Raw genomic sequence first — 18,124 nt, 5'->3', positions numbered from 1 at the left:
GTAGTTAGGCTGGTGGGCATGCCAGAAACCGGAATCGAAGTTCGCGACGCCCACCTGCACAACCTTCGCAACGTGGATGTGGACATCCCGCGCGGCACACTCGTTGCGGTGACCGGAGTGTCCGGCTCCGGCAAGTCCTCGCTCGCGTTCGGCACCATCCACGGCGAGGGCCAGCGCCGCTACCTCAAATCGGTCGCGCCGTTCGCCCGCCGCCTGATCGGCTCCGCGGTTGACCCGCAGGTCGGCTCGGTGGAGGGGCTGCCACCGACGGTGGCGCTGGAGCAGTCCACCTCCGGCGGCGGCGCGCGCTCGACCGTGGGCACCGTCTCCGCGCTGTCCAACAGCATCCGCCTGCTGTACTCGCGCGCCGGCGGCAACCCGGAGGGGCTGTACTCCGACTCGTTTTCCCCGAACACGCCCGAGGGCATGTGCCCGACGTGCCAGGGCACCGGCGTGGTGCACGAGCCCACCGAGGAATCCATGGTGCCGGACCCGACGCTGTCCATCGAGGACGGGGCCATTCAGGCTTGGCCGGGCGCGTGGGCCGGCAAAAACTTCCACGACATCCTGGCCACCCTGGGCTACGACCTGGATTCGCCCTGGCAGGAGCTGCCCAAGGAAGACCGCGAGTGGATCCTGTTCACCGAGGAGCGCCCCGTGGTCACCGTCAAGCCCCTGCGCGGCGAAGACCAGATCCAGCGCAACTACAAAGGCACGTGGCGCTCGGTGGCGTCGTATTTGACCAACACGCTCGCCGAGACCCAGTCCGATACCCTGCGCAAACGCGTGCTGTCCTACATGGAGTCGCGCGTGTGCGAGACCTGCCACGGTCGCCGCCTCAACCCGGAGGCACTCAAGGTCACCTACGCAGGGATGCCTATCGACGAGCTCGGCGCCCTGCCGCTGGATAAGGTCTACGAGGTGCTGGCAGCGCAGGAACCGTCCGAGGGCTCGGCCGAGGACCTGCTGCTCAAGCAGATCCTGCCCGCCCTGCAGTCCGCGCTTGATTTGGGCCTTGCGCACTTAAACCTGGACCGCCCCGCACCGACGCTGTCCGCCGGTGAGCTGCAGCGCATCCGCCTATCCGCCCAGCTGCGCTCCGGCCTGTTCGGCGTGGCGTACGTGCTGGACGAGCCGTCCGCCGGCTTGCACCCCGCCGAGCGCGGCGCGGTGCTGGACATCTGCCGCCGCTTCATCGACGCCGGTAACTCCGTGCTCTTGGTCGAGCACGACATGGAACTGGTCGCCCAGACCGACTATCTCGTGGACGTCGGCCCGCTCGCCGGCGAGCGCGGCGGCGAGGTGGTGTATGCCGGTCCCACCAGCGAGTACACCGGCGACGCGCCCACCGCGAAAGCGCTGGCGAACCGGGCGCCATCGCTTAACGACGACCCACGGTCCGCCACCGGGGAACTGTCTTTGGCCGGTGTCTCGGCCCGCTCCATCGATGGATTGAACGTGTCGTTTGGGATGGGCCAGTTCACCGCCGTGGCCGGCGTGTCCGGCTCCGGCAAGTCCACGCTGGTGAGCACCGTGCTCGCCGGGGTGCTGCGCGAGGCGGCATCCACCGTCGTCGATGAGGAGGACGAGGTGGGGCAGGACGGCGAGTGGGGCGTCGATAAGCAAGAAGGCTTCGACGCGGTGAGCCGAGTCGTGCAGATCACCCAGAAGCCCATCGGGCGCACGCCGCGCTCGACGCTGGCCACCTACACCGGGCTTTTCGACGGTGTGCGCAAACTGTTCGCCGGCACCGACGAAGCGAAGCGGCGCAAGTGGACCGTGTCGCGTTTTTCCTACAACGTGAAGCAAGGGCAGTGCCCGACCTGCGGCGGTGCAGGCAAGATCGAGGTGGAACTGGTGTTCCTGCCTGGGTCGTACACCACCTGCCCCGACTGCGGCGGCGCGCGCTACAACGACGAGACCCTCGAGGTGACGTGGGAGGGCCTGACCATCGCGGAGGTGCTGGAGCTCACCGTCGACGAAGCCGCGGACGTGTTCGCTAACGAGCCGAAGATCCTTCGCGCCGTGGAAACCCTGCAGGCGGTGGGGCTGGGCTACCTGCGCCTCGGCCAAGGCGCGCCAGAACTTTCCGGCGGCGAGGCGCAACGCATCAAGCTGGCCACGGAGCTGCAGCGCTCCCGCAACTCGCGCCGGGGCCACACCGTGTACTTGTTGGACGAGCCGACCACAGGTTTGCACCCCGCCGACGTTGCTCTGCTGGTGCAAGAACTCAACAGCCTGGTCGACGCGGGACAGACCGTGATCGTGGTCGAGCACGACCTCTCCGTAATCGCTCAGGCCGACCGCGTGATCGAGATGGGCCCGGGCGCTGGCGCCGACGGCGGGCAGATCGTCGCCACCGGCACCCCGGCGCAGCTGGCCGAGCGCGATACCGCGACCGGGAAGGTGCTCGCCGAGCGGTCGGCGTAGGTCGCTGGGTGTGGGGACTATGCAGCTGCATAGTCCCCGTGGGCCCGCTCACTATGCAGCTGCATAGTTTTTTCAGCATCCGGGCCATTCGACCGTGAAGCCGCCCCACCACCAGTCGCGCCAATCGTCGAAACAAGGGTGTGCCGGGGGAGTGATCACGGTGTCGCCGACGTGCAGTTCGCGAACCGGGCTGATGCCGTGCAGAGAGTTGAGGAACCACAGGGGGTGCTCGGCGGCGGCGTCGGGATACAGCCGGCGCCGCTCCACGCGCATGCCCAGCTGCTCAGCCCTCGAAACAACCTGGTGCAGGGTGATACTCGGCAGCCACACTCCGTCGGGAACGCACAGGGTGTCGCCGTCCCACATCACCAGCGCGCCGGTGGTGGTCTCCAGCATGGAGCCATGCCTATCGACGATCACCGTGTCGTCCGTCCCCTCCACCTGGTACCGCGAACGGTATGCGGCAAATGCGGCGAAGTCGGGCCCCTTCACCTCGGGGCGGGTGCGCGGGTCCGGGGCAGGCGCGTAGGTCAGTGAGGTGGTGGGGCGCGGGGGAGGGGCGGGGCGGACGTCGAGAAGCAAAAGCCCCTGCGACAGCGCGATGCGGGGAAACAGCTCGCCGTCTCGCAGCAGTGGCATCATTGCGTCGACGAATCCTTCGGGCAGCTGGCCAGCAGATCGGGCGAAACGCTCCAGGTGCAGCGCGAGCCCGTTCGTGCGGCCGTTCGAGTGGCGCCAAGAGTCGGCGACGTCGAGGGGGCCGTCGGGGACGTCGCACTCGACGAAGTCGCCGTGCCAGGCGTACCTACGCATCCCATGCTCCCAGCACGGACTGGGCTTTGAGATTGCGCTCGACGAGTTCGGAATCGGGGTCGGAGGCGAGCACGATCGCGCCGCCCGCACCCACGGTGACACTGTTGCCTGCGCGCACGGCGGTGCGGATGACCACTGACAAGTCGGCCTGACCGTCGAAGCCGAAGTAGCCCAGCGCGCCGGAGTAGACGCCGCGCGGGGAGGTCTCTAAGCGGTCGATGATTTCGCAGGTGCGCAGTTTCGGCGCGCCGGTCATGGAGCCAGGCGGGAACGTCGCGCGAATCGCGTCGACGGCAGTGCGGCCCTCACACAGGCGGCCGGTGATGGTGGAAACCAACTGGTGCACCGTCGCGTACGACTCCACCTGCATCAGCCCGGGCACGCGCACGGTGCCGGGGTCGCAGACGCGAGAGAGGTCGTTGCGGAGCAGGTCCACGATCATGAGGTTTTCGGCGCGGGTTTTGGCATCGTCAAGCAGCGCGGGGTCCTGGTCGGCGGCGATGGTGCCCTTGATCGGCTTGGCCTCCACCTCGCGGCCGCGCACGGTGAGGAACCGCTCGGGCGAGGCGCTGGCGACCTCCACGCCGTCGAAGATCAGGTGCGCGGCGTACGGCGCGGGGTTGTGTTCGCGCAGGCTGGGGTAGATATCGCCCGTCGCTTCGGCGGTGAAAGTGTCGGTTAAGCACACCTCGTAACTCTCGCCCGCGCGCAGCAGCTCCTGCGCCCGCTCGATGCTGCCCAGGTAGTCCGGGTTGCTCCAGGAGCCTTCGCCTATCGACGTCCCTCCGGCCCCCTCCGCCCCCTTCAATGCCTGCTCCAGCCGGTCGAGCAAGCCGGTATCGCCGTCACCCGCCAAGGCGCACAGGTGCGCGGTTTCGGCCTGGTGGTCGTAGACGATGAATGACTGCGGGCGCACGAAGTACGCGTCCGGGTAGGGCGAGTGGTGGCGCAGCGTGATCGGCATGGTCAGCTGCGCGCACTCGTAGCCCAAGTACCCGATCCACCCGCCGGTAAACGGCAGGTCGGGCGCATCAACAACTGGGGTGGACAGTTCGGCGTCGAGGGTGTCGAGCACGTTGCCGTCGTCAAGCGAATAGCTCATGGAGCGCGACAGCGTTCCCGCGGTGTCGCCGAGGATGGAGAAACGCCCGCGCGCGTCGGCGGAGTCGAGGAAGAACGCGTCGTTGCCGTCGCACCTGATGGCGTTGAATACCCGCTGGCAGTCGAGCACGCCGGGCACCTCGCGGTGGAGCAGGCGCCAGCCGCCGAGAAAATTGCGCATGATCGCCGCGCCGTGCTGGGTGAGCACCGACTCGGGGTGGAATTGCACGCCCCAGTGATTCAACCCGTCGACCTTAAGCGCCTGGATGACGCCGTCCTCGCTGCGGGCGTGGACGGTGATGCTGGGGACCTTGTCAACGTGAAGCGAGTGGTAGCGCACCACCTCAAAATCCTGCGGGATGCCGGCAAAGATGCCTTCGCCGGAATGGGTGACGGTGGAGACAAACCCGTGGCGCGGCTCAGGCGCGCGGGTCACGGCCGCACCGGCCAGCATGGCCAAGCCCTGGTGGCCCAAGCACACGCCGAGCAGCGGAATGTCGGCGTCGGCGGCTGCCTCGATGACGCGCCGGGACGCGCCGAAGTCCTCCTCGCGTTCCGGGGTGCCGGGGCCGGGGGAGATGACAACGTGGCTGAACTCGCCGGCGCGCACACGCTGAGGAAGGTCAGCGGGCTCGCCCGCGGGGACCACCAGGGGCTCGTGGCCGGCGGCCTGCGCGACCAGGTGGGCGAGGTTGAATGTATATGAGTCGTAATTGTCAACGAGCAGAATCATTGTGCCGTGATCGTATAGAGGGTGACAGCGTCACCTTGAAGCGCATGGTGCGCGACTAGTTAGCTGATCGGGGTGGGCTCGATCTTCCACACATCCTCGGCGTAGTCGCGGATCGTGCGGTCGGAGGAGAAGCGGCCGGACTCGCAGATGTTGATCCAGCACTTGCGCGCCCACCCGTCCGGGTCGGCGTAGTAGTCCGCGGCCATGCGGTCGCGGGCCTCGCGGTAGGCGGCGAAATCGCCGAGGACGTAGTAGACGTCCTGCTCGCCGTAGCCGTTGTCCTCCAGAAGCGAGGCGCGGATGTCGTGGAAGGCGCCGGTGCCGCGGTCGTCCAACGTGCCGTCCACGAGCGCGTCGAGGGCGCGCATAAGTCCCGGGGTCTGTTCGGCCACCTGGCGCGGGTTGTAGTGCGCCTTCAGCTCCGGCAGCTCCTCCTCGCGGGCGCCGAAGATGTAGGCGTTGTCCTCGCCGACAGCGTCGACGATCTCCACGTTCGCGCCGTCCATGGTGCCCAGGGTGAGCGCGCCGTTCATCATGAACTTCATGTTCGACGTGCCCGAAGCTTCTTTGCCGGCGGTGGAGATCTGCTCGGAGACGTCGGTGGCGGGAATGATCTGCTCTGCAGGCGAGACGTTGTAGTTCTCCACGAACACCACGTGGATGTACTTCGAGGCATCCGGGTCGTTGTTCACAAGCTCCGCGATGGTGTTGATGAGCTTGATGATGCCCTTGGCGGTGACGTAGCCGGGGGCGGCCTTCGCGCCGAAGATGAAGGTGCGCTTCGGCACGTCCTGCTCGCCGTCGACCGTGATGCGGAAGTACAAATCCAGGATGTACAGCGCGTTCATCAGCTGGCGCTTGTACTCGTGCAGGCGCTTGATCTGTGTATCAAAGATGGAGTCCGGGTCGATCTCCACACCCTGGCGGGCGGCGATCCACTCCGCGAAGTCGCGCTTGTTCGCCGACTTGATGTCGCGGAGTTCGCTGAGCACCTTTGGGTCGTCCATAAGCGGGCGAAGCTCCTTGAGTTTGTCCAGGTCGGTGACCCACTCGTCGGAACCGGCGAGGCGATCCAGCAGTGCGGACAGGCGGGGGTTGCACATGCGCAGCCAGCGGCGCGGCGTGACACCGTTGGTTTTGCTGTTGAAGCGCTCCGGGTAAAGGCCGTGCCAGAAGCCGAGCGTGTCGCGTTTGATGATCTCCGTGTGTAGCGCCGCCACGCCGTTGACGGAGTAGGAGGCGTAGCAGGCGATCCACGCCATGTGCACGCGCCCGTCGTGCACCGGGGAGTAGTGGTGCGCCGTGTCCGCGTCCACGCCGCGGGACTCCATGTCCAGGCGGTAGCGGCGGTCGATTTCCTCCACGATCTCCCAAATGCGCCAGAACAGCTGCTTGAAGATGGACTCCTCCCACGTCTCCAGCGCCTCCTGCAGCACCGTGTGGTTGGTGTAGGCGAACGTGTGAGTTGTCACCTCCCAGGCGTCGTCCCATCCGAGGCCGTGCTCGTCCATTAGCAGGCGCATCAGCTCCGGGATGCCCAGCACCGGGTGGGTGTCGTTGAGCTGGATGGAGTTGTATTTGTGGAAGTTGCGCAGGTCGTCGCCGTGGGCGGCGATGTAGTCGTCGATGAGTTCCTGCAGCGATGCGGAGCAGAAGAAGTACTGCTGGCGAACGCGAAGCAGCTTGCCGGCGTAGGTGGAGTCGTTGGGGTAGAGCACGCGCGTGATGTCGTGGACTGCCTCGCGCTCAAGGATCGCGTCGGCGAAGCGCTGGGAGTTGAACGCGTCGTAGTCGAACTCGGCGATCGGGGAGGCGTCCCACAGGCGCAGCGTGCCCACGTTGTCCGTGCCGTAGCCGGTGATCGGCATGTCGTACGGGATGGCGCGCACGTGCATGTCGTCGAACTTCACAATGCGCTGCTCGGAGCCGCGGCGGATGATGAAGGGGTAGAACGACTCCTTCCACGCGTCCGGGTGCTCGCGCTGGAAGCCGTCCTCGAACTCCTGGCGGAACAGCCCGTAGCGGTAGAGCAGGCCGTAGCCGGTCAGCGGGAAGTCCTGCTCGGCGGCGGAATCGAGGAAGCAGGCGGCCAGGCGCCCCAGGCCGCCGTTGCCCAGGGCGGCATCGTGCTCGGCCTCCAGCACGTCTGAAAGCTCGAAGCCGTTGTCCTCCGCAATTGCTTTCGCCTTATCGACGAGCCCAAGGTTAGTCAGGTTATTCAGCAGCGCCCGACCCTCCAGGAACTCCGCCGAGAAGTACGCCGCACGGCGGGTGGTCTTGTACGTGTTGCGGGTTTTCGCCCAGTTGTCGGCGATCTGCTCGACAGTGGCGGCGGACAGGCCCGTCCAGAACTTCTTCACCGTGGAGTCCTGCGGCGCGCGGCCGGAGAAGCTACGGACGTGGCCCTCGACGGTCTGCTCGAATGCTGGCTGAGATGCAGTCATGTCTCCCGAGCGTACCGGCGCTGCCGGGTGTGTGCAGGTGACCGCGGCCGCGCTACTTGGCCAGGTAGCTCAGCGCGGCGGTCAGTCCCGCGCGGGTGGAGGCGTCGATGGTGGGTTCGTACTCCGGCAGGAAGGTGGACATGTGGTTGACGGGCACGTCCTCGCCGACGCGGTCTTCTTCCACGGCCTTGTCCCACACGTCGTGGGGTGTGCACCCGACGAGCCAGAAGAAGTACGGCGCGCCGTAGGCCTGGCCGATGACGGGGAAGTCCTCGGAGACGGTCTTCGGGTCGGCAGTGACGGAGGCGTCGCCGAAGACGCCGTCGAACTGCCCGCGCACGCGGGTGAACACTTCCTCGTCGTTGTCCAGCAGCTCGCCGTGGGCGAAAAAGGAGATCATGGCCTGTTCCAGCGAGCCGGAGGCCAGCACCTCGGCGTGGACCACGCGCTTGATGGCGGAGTAAACCTTCGCCTTGACCCGGTCGGAGTAGAAGCGGCAGTTGAGCACCAGCTCGGCCTCACCCGGGATGATGTTGTTGGTGGTGCCGGCGTGCATGCTGGCCACGGTGACCACGGCGAAGTCCGCCGGGTCTACCTCGCGGCCCACGATCGCCTGCAGGCGGGCAATGATCATCGCCGCGGTGTAGGTGGGGTCGATGGCGTTGTGCGGCATGGAGCCGTGAGCGGCGCGGCCCGGGATTTTGATGCGGATGGAGTCGCAGGCGGCGAACTGCGGGCCCGGCTTGGACATCACCTCTCCGGCGCGGCCCGGCATGACGTGTTGGCCGAAGACCACGTCCGGGGCGGGCACCTTCTCGGTCAGGCCGCCGTCGGCCATGTCCTGGGCGCCGGCGCCGATCTCCTCGCCGGGCTGGAACAAAGCGATAAAGGTGCCGGACCACTGCTCGCGGGTGTTGTCCAAAAAGTCGCACATGCTCAGCAGTGCGGTGGTGTGGATGTCGTGGCCGCAGGCGTGCATGGTGCCCACGGTCTGCCCGTCGGCAGTCTTGGCCACCGTGTGGGATGCGTACGGCGCGCCGGTCTGCTCGGTCACCGGCAAGCCGTCGAAATCCGCGCGGTGCATCACGGTCGGGCCCTCGCCATTTTCGAAGACGGCGCAGATGCCGAACTTGCCGATGGGGGCGATGACCTCGCAGTCGAAGCGCGACAGCCCCATCATCAGGCGGCTGTAGGTTTCCTCCTCCTGCATGGACAGCTCCGGGTTGGCGTGCAGCAGTTCGTAGAGGCGGCGCTGCCACACCTCGTCCACGGAGTAGGAGCGCAAAATCTCGGAAATATTACTCAAAATTCATCTCTCCAAATTTGGGTTATATCGCAATAGATTGGGCGCCGGGGTGCATTCCTCGGCTATGCGCAGGGAGGGGGCCACGTGTCCGTCGCTACGCAAGGTGCGAAGTGCAGCCGTGGCGCGATCGCGCATATCAAACGGCGACAGCGTGTTCACGTAAATCTGCGTGCCGCCCTCGAAGCCGGCGAGGGTGGAAATGCGCCATTTCACGTTGATACGCCACGGCATGGGCACGTCCAGGTCCACGGGGCGGTAGTGCCACTCCTCGTTTGTGGCTACCTGCCCGCCGGTGGCGGCGTGCGCTGCGTGCAGCAGGTCGGAGACCGCGCGGACCTCCTCGTCCGTGTGCTCCCACGGCTCGCTGGCGCGGGACTTCGAGTACACCGTCATGGTGGGGTAGCGGTGGCCCACGCCGGCGGTGAGGATGGCGTGGTCGTTCTCCGCGATGACCAGGTTTTGGTAAAACGCGTGGTTGACACCCCAGTCGTTGTACAGGTTCAAATTCTGGCGCAGCTTCGCCGTTTCGGTCTCGGCGTTGACGCCGCGCTCGTCGATGGCCACCAGCTGCTTGTGCAGGTGCTCGAACGAGGCGCCGGCGGGCGAGAGCCAGTTTTGGAACACCACCACGTAGCGGGCGTAGGTGTGCTGCTCCACCAGGTCGCGCAGCGAATCCACGGTGAACGCGATGAAGCGGTAGTGCTCCTCCGGGGTCAGCGACCCGGAGCCGGCGAGCTGGTCGGTGCGCGTTGCACCATCGGCAAAGTGGCGCCGGCCGATGATCACGTCGTGGCCGCCGCCGAAGTAGGCCGGGGCCAGCTCAAGCAGCTCGTCTTCCGGCTTGTCGGGATCCTGGCCGGCCGCGGCCAGCCGCGTCCGCACGATCTCCAGCACATGCTCGCGCCCGGCGGGGTCCGCCAGGTAGCGCTCCATGTGGCTGCGGCGCGCCACGGGCATTTCGTAGCCGTAGTTTTTCTGCCAGTAGTCGTAGGAGACGATCTCGAACAGGTTGGGCACCCGCCGAAACTCCGCGACTGTGTTGTCTAACTCGTCGGGCATGGCGTCGCGCAGGATGGCAAACCCCTCGCCGTCGGCGACCAGCCGCGACTTCTCCGGCGGGGTGCGCAGTTTGCGCGCTTCGCAGAAATTGCAGGTGTCCGTGTGCGCGCCGGGACCCAAGGGCTCAGGTGGGGCGCCTGTGGCGGTGAGGGGCCTGTTGCCGCGGCCTGGAACCGTCCACACCTCCGTGCCGGAGAACGGATTGACCTGCTTTAAAGTCCCGTCCGCCATGGTCCGCAGCGCCACGTGGTACGAGTGCGCTGGGTTCATGGCGGGGTTAGACATGCACGCAACCATACCGGTTAGCCTTGAGCACATGTCTGTGATCCAATTCGACGTCCTCGTCCCACCCACCGTCGCCGGCGAGGTCAAAGAGGTCTTCCAGCGCGCACTCGACATCCTCGTGCACCGGGGGAAGCTCACCGCGGCAACGGTGGACATGGAGCAGGTGCTTATCGACGACTCCGTGCGCGCGCAGCTGGCTGAAACCTACGAGCGGGACCGGGGCGAAGACCCCGCGGAAGCAGAAGTGTTTCGCTACAGCATCACGCCCGAGGGTGCGGACAGCCTCAACCGCCTCGCCATGGGCCTGTCGCGCATCCTCACACCGAAGGTGGACCTGCCGCGCGACCCGGTGATGCTGGAGGACCAGGACCGCTTCGAGGCCCCGTCGATCTACCCCTGGACCGTGGAGGTGTTCAGGTAGGCCACGGCGATCTCCGCGCCGGCCTGGGTGAGCTGCTCGCGCACGCTGTCAGTCTCCGACAGCGTCACCGCAATGGTGCCTTCGTCCGGCTGCTCGTCGAAACGCCCCGCGGCGACCGCGAACGCCGCGCCGGCCTCGCGGGCCAGTTCGCCAACGACGGAGGCGACCTTGCCGGTGCCGGTCTGCCCGTCGAAGCGGCCCTCGCCGGTGATTGCAAGCGCGGCGTCTGCGACCTGCTCCGCGAGCCCGTTGGAGTCCGCCACCACGCGCGCGCCGGGCAGGATGTGCACGTGGGATGAGTCCCCGTGGAGCATGGTGGACAGCCACGTGATGCCGATGCCCACGCCTCCCGCTGCGCCCAAGCCTGGGGTTGCCGGGTCCACGTCCGCGACCTCGCACAGACGCGCCAGACCCCGGTCGAGCACCTCGACGTTGTCTCTAGTTGCGCCCTTCTGCGGGCCGAACACGTGCACTGCGCCCTGCGGGCCGGTGGCGGGCGCGGTGGTGTCCGTGAGCAGGACCCACTCCACGGCGCCAGCGGGGACGTTGACCTTCGCGGTGTCGAGGTGAGCCAGCTGCTCTAACGCGCCGCCGCCGGGCTTGAGCTGGTAGCCGGCCTGGTCCAGGGGGTTGACGCCGAGGGCGACAAGGATGCCGGTGCCACCGTCGATCGTTGCGGTGCCCCCGAGGCCCAGCACGATGCGCTCAGCGCCGCGGGTTTGCGCGTCCGCGATGAGCACGCCGGTGCCGTACGTGTCGCCCGTCAGCGGCACCGGCTCGTCCACCGCAGGCAAACCCGAGGCGGCAGCGACGTCGATGTAGGCGGTTTTGCTCGGGGCGTGGAAGGTGTACTCCGCTTCGGTGAGGCGGCCGGCCGCGGTAGTCGTCGGCAAGCAAATGCGCTCGCCCTCGAACAGCGATGAGGTTCCTTCGCCGCCGTCCGCCATGGGGGTGAGCACGATGTGCGCGTCGCGGATGACGGAGCGCACGCCTTCGGCTAGCCATTCTGCGGCCTCGGCGGCTGTTGCGGTGGACTTGAACGAATCCGGAGCGACAACGATTTTGGGCGAGGGAACTGCGTCGAGCGGAGAAACCATGGGGGAGATTCTAGCTGCCGGCGACGAGCGGCCTAACGGTGTTGTAAAGTTTGTCCGGTACGCAATTCTGCATAGCTATAGATATCGGAGGCCACGCCCAATGAGCGCGATTGATCAAGAAGTTGCCGGCTACTACCAGAAGCTGCTGGAGCGCAATGCGGGCGAACCGGAGTTCCACCAGGCAGTGGCCGATGTGCTGGATTCGCTGAAGATCGTGCTGGGCAAAGACCCGCACTACGCGGATTACGGGCTGATCGAGCGCCTCTGCGAGCCAGAGCGCCAGATCATCTTCCGCGTGCCCTGGCTGGACGACGACAACAATGTGCGCGTCAACCGCGGCTTCCGCGTCCAGTTCAACTCCGCGCTCGGCCCCTACAAGGGGGGCTTGCGCTTCCACCCGAGCGTGAACCTGGGCATTATCAAGTTCCTCGGCTTTGAGCAGATCTTCAAAAATTCCCTGACCGGCCTGCCCATCGGTGGCGGCAAGGGCGGCTCCGACTTCGACCCGAAGGGCCGCTCCGACGGGGAAATCATGCGCTTTTGCCAGTCCTTCATGACTGAGCTGTGGCGCCACATTGGCGAGTACCGCGACGTGCCCGCCGGCGACATCGGCGTGGGCGGCCGTGAGATCGGCTACCTGTTTGGCCAGTACCGCCGCCTGGTGGACCAGCACGAATCGGGTGTGCTCACCGGCAAGGGGCTGACCTGGGGCGGCTCACTGGTGCGTAAAGAGGCCACCGGCTACGGCTGCGTGTACTTCACCAACGAGATGATGAAGGCAAACAACGAATCCATCGACGGCGCAAAGGTGATCGTCTCCGGCTCCGGCAATGTTGCCATCTACGCCATGCAGAAGGCGCAGGAACTCGGCGCGACCGTTGTCGGCTTCTCCGATTCCTCCGGCTGGGTGGAGACCCCCAATGGCGTGGATATCGAGCTTGTCCAGGACATCAAGGAGAAGCGCCGTGGGCGCGTGTCCGAGTACGCGGAGGAAACCACCGGCGCGACCTTCCACGCCGACGGCTCCATCTGGGACCTCGAGGCCGATGTGGCGCTGCCGTGCGCGACGCAAAACGAGCTGGGTGGCGACCACGCGCGCACCCTGGTCGACAATGGTGTGCGCTACGTCGCCGAGGGAGCGAACATGCCGTCTACCGCCGAGGCGATCGAGGTCTTTCGTGAGCGCGGCGTCTGCTTCGGCCCAGGTAAGGCCGCTAACGCCGGCGGTGTAGCCACCTCCGCTTTGGAGATGCAGCAGAACGCCTCGCGCGACTCCTGGTCCTTCGGTTACACGGACGACCGCCTGCAAAAGATCATGTCCAACATTTTCAAGGTGGCCAAGGGCACCGCCGAGGAATACGACCGCGCTGGCGACTACGTCATCGGCGCAAATATCGCCGGTTTTAAAAAGGTGGCCGACGCGATGCTTGCTCAGGGCGTGATTTAGCGCTCTAGCGGGTACGCTTAGGCACCATGTACCGCGTTTTTGAAGCCCTGGATGAGCTAGTTCAAACCCTGGAGCAGGCCTACGGCGTGCCTATGACCTCTAATTGCATGGTTCCCCGCAACGAGATGCTCGGGCTTCTCGACGACCTCCGAAACGCCCTGCCCGTCGACTTGGACGATGCGCAGGACGTGCTGGACAAGCAGGACGAGATCCTGCGCGGGGCGCAGGACCGCGCCGACATGCTCGTCGGCGACGCCGAGGAGGATGCCCGCCGCATCGTCTCCGACGCGCACTCCGAGTCCGAGTCGATGCTCTCTGACGCGCAGGCGCGCGCGACCAACCTGGTCACCGACGCGGAAGAAGAATCCAACATGATGGTCACCCAGGCGCAGAACGTGGCCGAGATGACCGTCACCAACGCCCAGCGCGAGGCCGACAACATTGTCGATTCCGGCAACGTCGAGTACCAGCGCACCGTGGACAAGGGCCTGGCGGAGCAGAAGCGCCTGATCTCCGAGTCCGAGGTCATGCGCCGCGCCGACGAGGAGGCGCACCGTCTGGTGGACGAGGCAACCGCCGAGTCCAACCGCCTGCGCTCCGAGTGCGACGACTACGTCGACTCCAAGCTCGCAGAGTTCGAAGACGGGCTGCGGGGCGTGCTACAGACCGTCTCCTCCGACCGTTCCGCGCTGCGCCGCGGTGCCGGTGCCGCAGGTGCGGCGGCTCGCGGCCGCCGCGACGAGTTCTAACGGGTAGTCTGTTGCCGTTATGTCTACCAACCCTTTCGTATTCGACGTCAGCGACGTCCTTGGCGGCGACGGCACACCAGAGACTGTGACGCAGACGGGCCCGTCCCCGGCGCGCATCGGCCCCGAGATGATTGCGATCCCTGAAGGGCGCGAGGTTGAAATTGAGGCGACGCTGGTCCCGCTGGGCTCCGGAGTGATGGTGGATGCCACCGCCACGGCGCAGCTTGAGGGCCAGTGTGTGCGCTGCCTGAAGGAACTCACCCCGACAGAGACGCTGCGCATCTCCGAGGTGTTTTCCGCCTCCGACGACTTCATCACCGGCGACAGTGAGGAAGACGAGGACCAGGGCTCGGGCGACGAGATCCGCCAGGTTGTCGACGGCACCGTGGACCTGGAGCAGGCGTTCGTGGACGAGGCCGGCATGAGCTGGCCGTTCAACCCCACCTGCGAACCGGAGTGCGAGGGCGACACGGACGTGCCGGCCCCGGACGCGGTCGAGGGCGAGGAAAATAACCTGGTCGACCCGCGCTGGGCCGGCCTGGAGAAGTTCCTGTGAGCCGCTCGAAGAAGAAGGGCAACGCGGACGAGCTTTGGGAGCAGGCGTTCGACGCCGTCGACCACGCCCCGCTCATTGCGCACCTCGGCGTGGACATCGAGCGCGAGAGCTTGAAGCTCGCGCTGACCCACCGCTCCTTCGCCAACGAGCACGGGCACCTGCCCAACAACGAGCGCTTGGAGTTCGTCGGCGACGCCGTGCTGGGCCTGTCTGTGGCCACCAAGCTGTTCGAGCTGTACCCCTCGCGCCCGGAGTCGGACCTATCGCCGATGCGCGCGGCGATCGTCTCGCGCTACGGCCTGGCCGACATCGCCCGGGACATCGACCTGGGTGCGCACGTGCTCATCGGCAAAGGCGAAGAGCTCACCGGCGGCCGCGAGAAGGAGTCGATCCTCGCGGACACCACCGAGGCGATCTTCGGCGCGATTTACCTGCAGCACGGCTTCGAGCCGGCGCGCGATGTGATACTCAAGCTTTTCGACGAAAAGCTCCGCACCGCCACCGTCAACAAGAAGCACCACGACTGGAAGACGGACCTGCAGGTGCGCCTGGCGGAGCTGAAGCTGCCGGTGGCGGAGTACGTCTCCGAGGCAGAAGGCCCCGAGCACAACCAGACGTTTACGGCGCAGGCGCTGGTGGGCGGCGTCGCCCGCGGCACCGGCACCGGACCGAACAAGAAGCTGGCGGAGCAGGAGGCGGCCCACCAAGCGGTGCTGTACCTGCGCGACCACGCTGCGGAGGCCGTTCGCGGCAATGCCTGAGCTGCCCGAAGTTGAGGTGGTGCGCCGCGGGCTGGACCAGCACGTAGTCGGCCGCACGTTTCAGCGGGTAGAGGTGCTGCACCCCCGCGCCGCGCGCGGCAACACCGTGGACTTGGAGACCACGCTGCCGGGGCTCACGATTACTGGCACTGGCCGGCGCGGCAAATACATGTGGTTCACGCTCAGCGACGGCGCGGCGCTGCTCGTGCACTTGCGCATGAGCGGGCAGATGCTCGTGGCAAACCATGGCACCGTCACCTCGCCGCACCTGCGCATCCGCGCGGACGTGGGGGAGGTGGAGCTGGATTTTGTGGACCAGCGCACTTTCGGGTTCTGGCAGTACACACAGCTTGTGCACGGCATCCCGCACCCCGCTCTCCACATCGCCCCCGACCCGTTCGAGCCCGACTTCGACATCCGGGAGACTGCCCGTGCGATGCGGCGCCGAAGGTCGCCGCTGAAGAACGTTTTGCTGAACCAGGAGGTGGTCAGCGGCATCGGATCCATCTACGCCGACGAAGCGATGTGGGCCGCGCGCCTGAAGCCCTGGCGCAGCGCGAAGACCATGCGTCAGCGCGACGCGGAGGCAGCGCTGGATGCCTCGCGCGAAGTGATGGCCCGCTCGCTGGAGCAGGGAGGCACCAGCTTCGATGCGCTGTACGTCAACGTCAACGGCGCGTCCGGGTATTTCTCCCGCTCACTCAACGCCTACGGGCAGGCGGGCAAACCCTGCGCCCGCTGCGGCACCCCGATCGAGCGCGTTGCGGTCGGCGGCCGCTCCAGCTACTTCTGCCCGGCATGCCAGGTGTTGTAGCGCGCGAGTACGGTGGTGCGACATGGTTGATCAGTCAGCATTCAAAGACGCAATGAGCCAGCTGGCTGCCGCGGTGGCGATCGTGACCACCGGTTCTGCGACAGACCCGCACGGCACCACCGTCAGCGCCTTCATGTCGCTATCGCTGGATCCGCCGATGGTGCTGGTCTCGCTGGATCAAAGGTCGTCGCTGTTGGCGTTGTTGGCCGAAGGGGCGTCGATAGGCATTAATGTGCTCTCCACCGAGCAGAACATGCTGGCGCGGCGCTTCGCGTCCAAAGGCGTGGACCGCTTCGCGGGGGTGGAGTGGCAGATGGCCGACGGCGCGCCGCAGCTGGCCGGCAACCACACGTGGGTAGCCGGGCGTGTGGCGCAGATGATTGCTGCGGGCGACCACGTACTTGTGCTGGTGAACGTAGAGAACACGGATGTGAACACGAACTGCCCGCTGCTGTACTGGCAGCGCGAGTTTGGCACCCACGGCGCGATTGAACCCGGCGAGGTGTGCACCCCAGTGGTGGAGGGGTAGCTCAAAAGCCTCTAGTTGTGTGATGTGGGCAACCTGCGGATACACTGCCCGCCATGGAAACAGCCACCACCTTCGTCGAAGATTCGCTCAACGGCGTGCTGTGGAACATCGTCCCGGTGTTCCTCATCGCCGCCGGCGTCTACTTCGGATTCCGCACCCTGTTCGTGCAAATTCGCCTCATCCCAGACATGCTCAAGGCCGTCGCCGAGACGCCCAAGGGCAAGGACCGCGAGGGCCGCGACCTCGACGAAGAATACGGTGGCGTATCCGCGTTCAAGGCGTTTACCATCTCCGCCGCCTCGCGCGTGGGCACCGGCAACATCGCCGGCGTGGCGCTGGCGATCTCCATCGGCGGGCCGGGTTCGGTGTTCTGGATGTGGCTGCTTGCACTGCTCGGCGGTGCCACCGCGTTTGTGGAGTCCACGCTGGCGCAGCTGTGGAAGACCAAGGACGCGGAAGGCAATTACCACGGCGGGCCCGCCTACTACATGACGCGCGGTCTGGGCTGGAGGCCACTGGCCGTGCTGTTCTCGGCCTTTTTGGCGCTGACCTACGGCTTTGTCTACAACGCCATCCAGACCAACTCCATCACCGCGGCGATTGAAACCTCCGTGGGCAACGACTCCGCGCTGGTCAAATCCGCGGTCGCTGGCGTGCTGGCGATCCTGACCGCGCTGGTCATCTTCGGTGGCGTGACGCGTATTGCATCGTGGACGCAGGTGATCGTGCCGTTTATGGCCGGCGCCTACATCATCATGGGCGTGGTGGTTCTCGTTGTGAACTGGCGCGAGATCCCCGCCATGTTCGAGCTGATTGTCACCCATGCGTTGGGCTTGAAGGAAGTCGCCGGCGCCGGGGTATGGCTCGCGTTTACCCAAGGCATGCGCCGTGGTCTGTTCTCCAACGAGGCCGGCATGGGCTCCGCCCCGAACGCAGCCGCATCTGCAACCGTGTCCCACCCGGTCAAGCAGGGCTTGGTGCAAACCCTCGGCGTGTACTTTGACACGCTGCTCGTGTGCACCATCACCGCCTTTATCGTGCTGCTCGGCCCGGCCGTGTCCTACGGCATGGACGATGTGCAGGGTGTCTCCTTGACCCAATCCGCGCTGGCTGATTCCTTGGGCGACTGGAGCGCCCACGCCATCACGGCCATTCTGTTCTTCCTGGCGTTTTCCTCCGTGATTGGCAACTACTACCTCGCGCAGACCAACCTGGAGTACCTCACCGAATCCAAATCAGCGCTCAACGTCTTCCGCATTGTTGTCATCGGGTTTGTCATCTTCGGCGCGTTCGGCTCTGTTCCGCTGGTGTGGGCGCTCGGCGACACCATGGCCGGCCTGCTGGCCATCTTCAACATCGTCGCGATCATCCCGCTCGGCGGAGTGGTACTGAAGCTGCTGAAGAACTTCAACGACCAGCGCCGCAAGGGCATCGACCCGGTGTTCCACCGCGAGATGCTGCCGGAGCTGAAGAACGTGGAGTTCTGGGACGGCTCGGACCCGGTGACGCGCCGCAGCGAAGAGGACCGCATCGTGCTTCGCGACGACAACCGCGGGCGTTAATCGGGCGCTACGCTTGG

At 66.2% G+C, this 18,124-nt stretch carries 15 protein-coding genes; 9 read left to right on the top strand and 6 right to left on the bottom strand.

All coding sequences use genetic code 11. The annotated features are described in order from the left end of the window. Positions 1-18 precede the first annotated feature (18 nt). A complete protein-coding gene (locus CAFEA_RS07335; RefSeq protein WP_063938772.1) occupies positions 19-2,430 on the top strand; it encodes an excinuclease ABC subunit UvrA in 2,412 nt (803 codons plus the stop codon). A gap of 72 nt (positions 2,431-2,502) precedes the next feature. On the opposite strand, the gene CAFEA_RS07330 is transcribed toward CAFEA_RS07335, so the two are convergent. Genes CAFEA_RS07330 through CAFEA_RS07310 form a run of 5 tightly spaced genes read right to left on the bottom strand, consistent with a single transcriptional unit; the run spans position 2,503 to position 10,171 of the window. Beyond that, entirely contained in the window at positions 2,503-3,243 is a 741-nt protein-coding gene (locus tag CAFEA_RS07330) for an aminotransferase class IV (protein WP_063938771.1), read from the bottom strand. Further along, the gene (locus CAFEA_RS07325; RefSeq protein ID WP_063938770.1) at positions 3,236-5,077 is read right to left on the bottom strand and encodes a chorismate-binding protein; all 1,842 of its coding nucleotides are present in this window, start codon (positions 5,075-5,077) and stop codon (positions 3,236-3,238) included. The genes CAFEA_RS07330 and CAFEA_RS07325 overlap by 8 nt, the downstream gene beginning before the upstream one ends. Before the next feature lie 59 nt (positions 5,078-5,136). Then, positions 5,137-7,521 (bottom strand): glycogen/starch/alpha-glucan phosphorylase, encoded by a 2,385-nt coding sequence (locus CAFEA_RS07320; RefSeq protein WP_034998615.1) that lies wholly within the window; start codon positions 7,519-7,521, stop codon positions 5,137-5,139. Between the two features lie 52 nt (positions 7,522-7,573). After that, positions 7,574-8,827 (bottom strand): amidohydrolase, encoded by a 1,254-nt coding sequence (locus tag CAFEA_RS07315; RefSeq protein WP_063938769.1) that lies wholly within the window; start codon positions 8,825-8,827, stop codon positions 7,574-7,576. Between the two features lie 3 nt (positions 8,828-8,830). Further along, the gene (locus CAFEA_RS07310; RefSeq protein WP_253705023.1) at positions 8,831-10,171 is read right to left on the bottom strand and encodes a DUF4921 family protein; all 1,341 of its coding nucleotides are present in this window, start codon (positions 10,169-10,171) and stop codon (positions 8,831-8,833) included. A gap of 31 nt (positions 10,172-10,202) precedes the next feature. Between CAFEA_RS07310 and CAFEA_RS07305 the strand changes: the two genes are divergently transcribed. Further along, positions 10,203-10,592, top strand: a complete 390-nt coding sequence (locus tag CAFEA_RS07305; RefSeq protein ID WP_034998619.1) for a hypothetical protein — start codon at positions 10,203-10,205, stop codon at positions 10,590-10,592. Here the strand turns inward: CAFEA_RS07305 and CAFEA_RS07300 are convergent. Beyond that, a complete protein-coding gene (locus tag CAFEA_RS07300) occupies positions 10,562-11,689 on the bottom strand; it encodes a glycerate kinase family protein (RefSeq protein ID WP_063938768.1) in 1,128 nt (375 codons plus the stop codon). The two genes, CAFEA_RS07305 and CAFEA_RS07300, sit on opposite strands and share 31 nt — an antisense overlap. A 100-nt stretch (positions 11,690-11,789) precedes the next feature. Between CAFEA_RS07300 and gdhA the strand changes: the two genes are divergently transcribed. The 7 genes from gdhA to CAFEA_RS07265 are packed head-to-tail and all read left to right on the top strand — an operon-like array spanning position 11,790 to position 18,107. Then, a complete protein-coding gene (gdhA, locus tag CAFEA_RS07295) occupies positions 11,790-13,136 on the top strand; it encodes an NADP-specific glutamate dehydrogenase (RefSeq protein WP_034998621.1) in 1,347 nt (448 codons plus the stop codon). A gap of 26 nt (positions 13,137-13,162) precedes the next feature. Continuing rightward, entirely contained in the window at positions 13,163-13,885 is a 723-nt protein-coding gene (locus CAFEA_RS07290) for a DivIVA domain-containing protein (RefSeq protein WP_034998622.1), read from the top strand. Between the two features lie 19 nt (positions 13,886-13,904). Next, complete coding sequence (locus tag CAFEA_RS07285; RefSeq protein WP_063938767.1) at positions 13,905-14,441, top strand: YceD family protein; 537 nt, start codon at positions 13,905-13,907, stop codon at positions 14,439-14,441. Then, positions 14,438-15,202 carry a ribonuclease III gene (rnc, locus tag CAFEA_RS07280; RefSeq protein WP_063938766.1) on the top strand — a complete coding sequence of 255 codons (765 nt, stop codon included), beginning with the start codon at positions 14,438-14,440 and terminating at the stop codon, positions 15,200-15,202. The genes CAFEA_RS07285 and rnc overlap by 4 nt, the downstream gene beginning before the upstream one ends. Continuing rightward, entirely contained in the window at positions 15,195-16,016 is an 822-nt protein-coding gene (gene mutM / locus CAFEA_RS07275) for a bifunctional DNA-formamidopyrimidine glycosylase/DNA-(apurinic or apyrimidinic site) lyase (protein WP_063938765.1), read from the top strand. Before rnc ends, mutM begins: the two co-directional genes overlap by 8 nt. 22 nt (positions 16,017-16,038) lie before the next feature. Then, positions 16,039-16,545, top strand: coding sequence for a flavin reductase family protein (locus tag CAFEA_RS07270; protein ID WP_063938764.1), 507 nt, complete (start codon positions 16,039-16,041; stop codon positions 16,543-16,545). Positions 16,546-16,598: 53 nt separating this feature from the next. Then, positions 16,599-18,107 carry an alanine/glycine:cation symporter family protein gene (locus tag CAFEA_RS07265; RefSeq protein ID WP_063938763.1) on the top strand — a complete coding sequence of 503 codons (1,509 nt, stop codon included), beginning with the start codon at positions 16,599-16,601 and terminating at the stop codon, positions 18,105-18,107. The last annotated feature ends 17 nt before the right edge of the window (positions 18,108-18,124 follow it).

This window comes from Corynebacterium afermentans subsp. afermentans (assembly GCF_030408355.1).
GTDB classification, from domain to species: domain Bacteria; phylum Actinomycetota; class Actinomycetes; order Mycobacteriales; family Mycobacteriaceae; genus Corynebacterium; species Corynebacterium afermentans.
The sequence above is the reverse complement of the archived record's forward strand: the minus strand, read 5'-3'. Positions and strand labels throughout refer to the sequence as shown.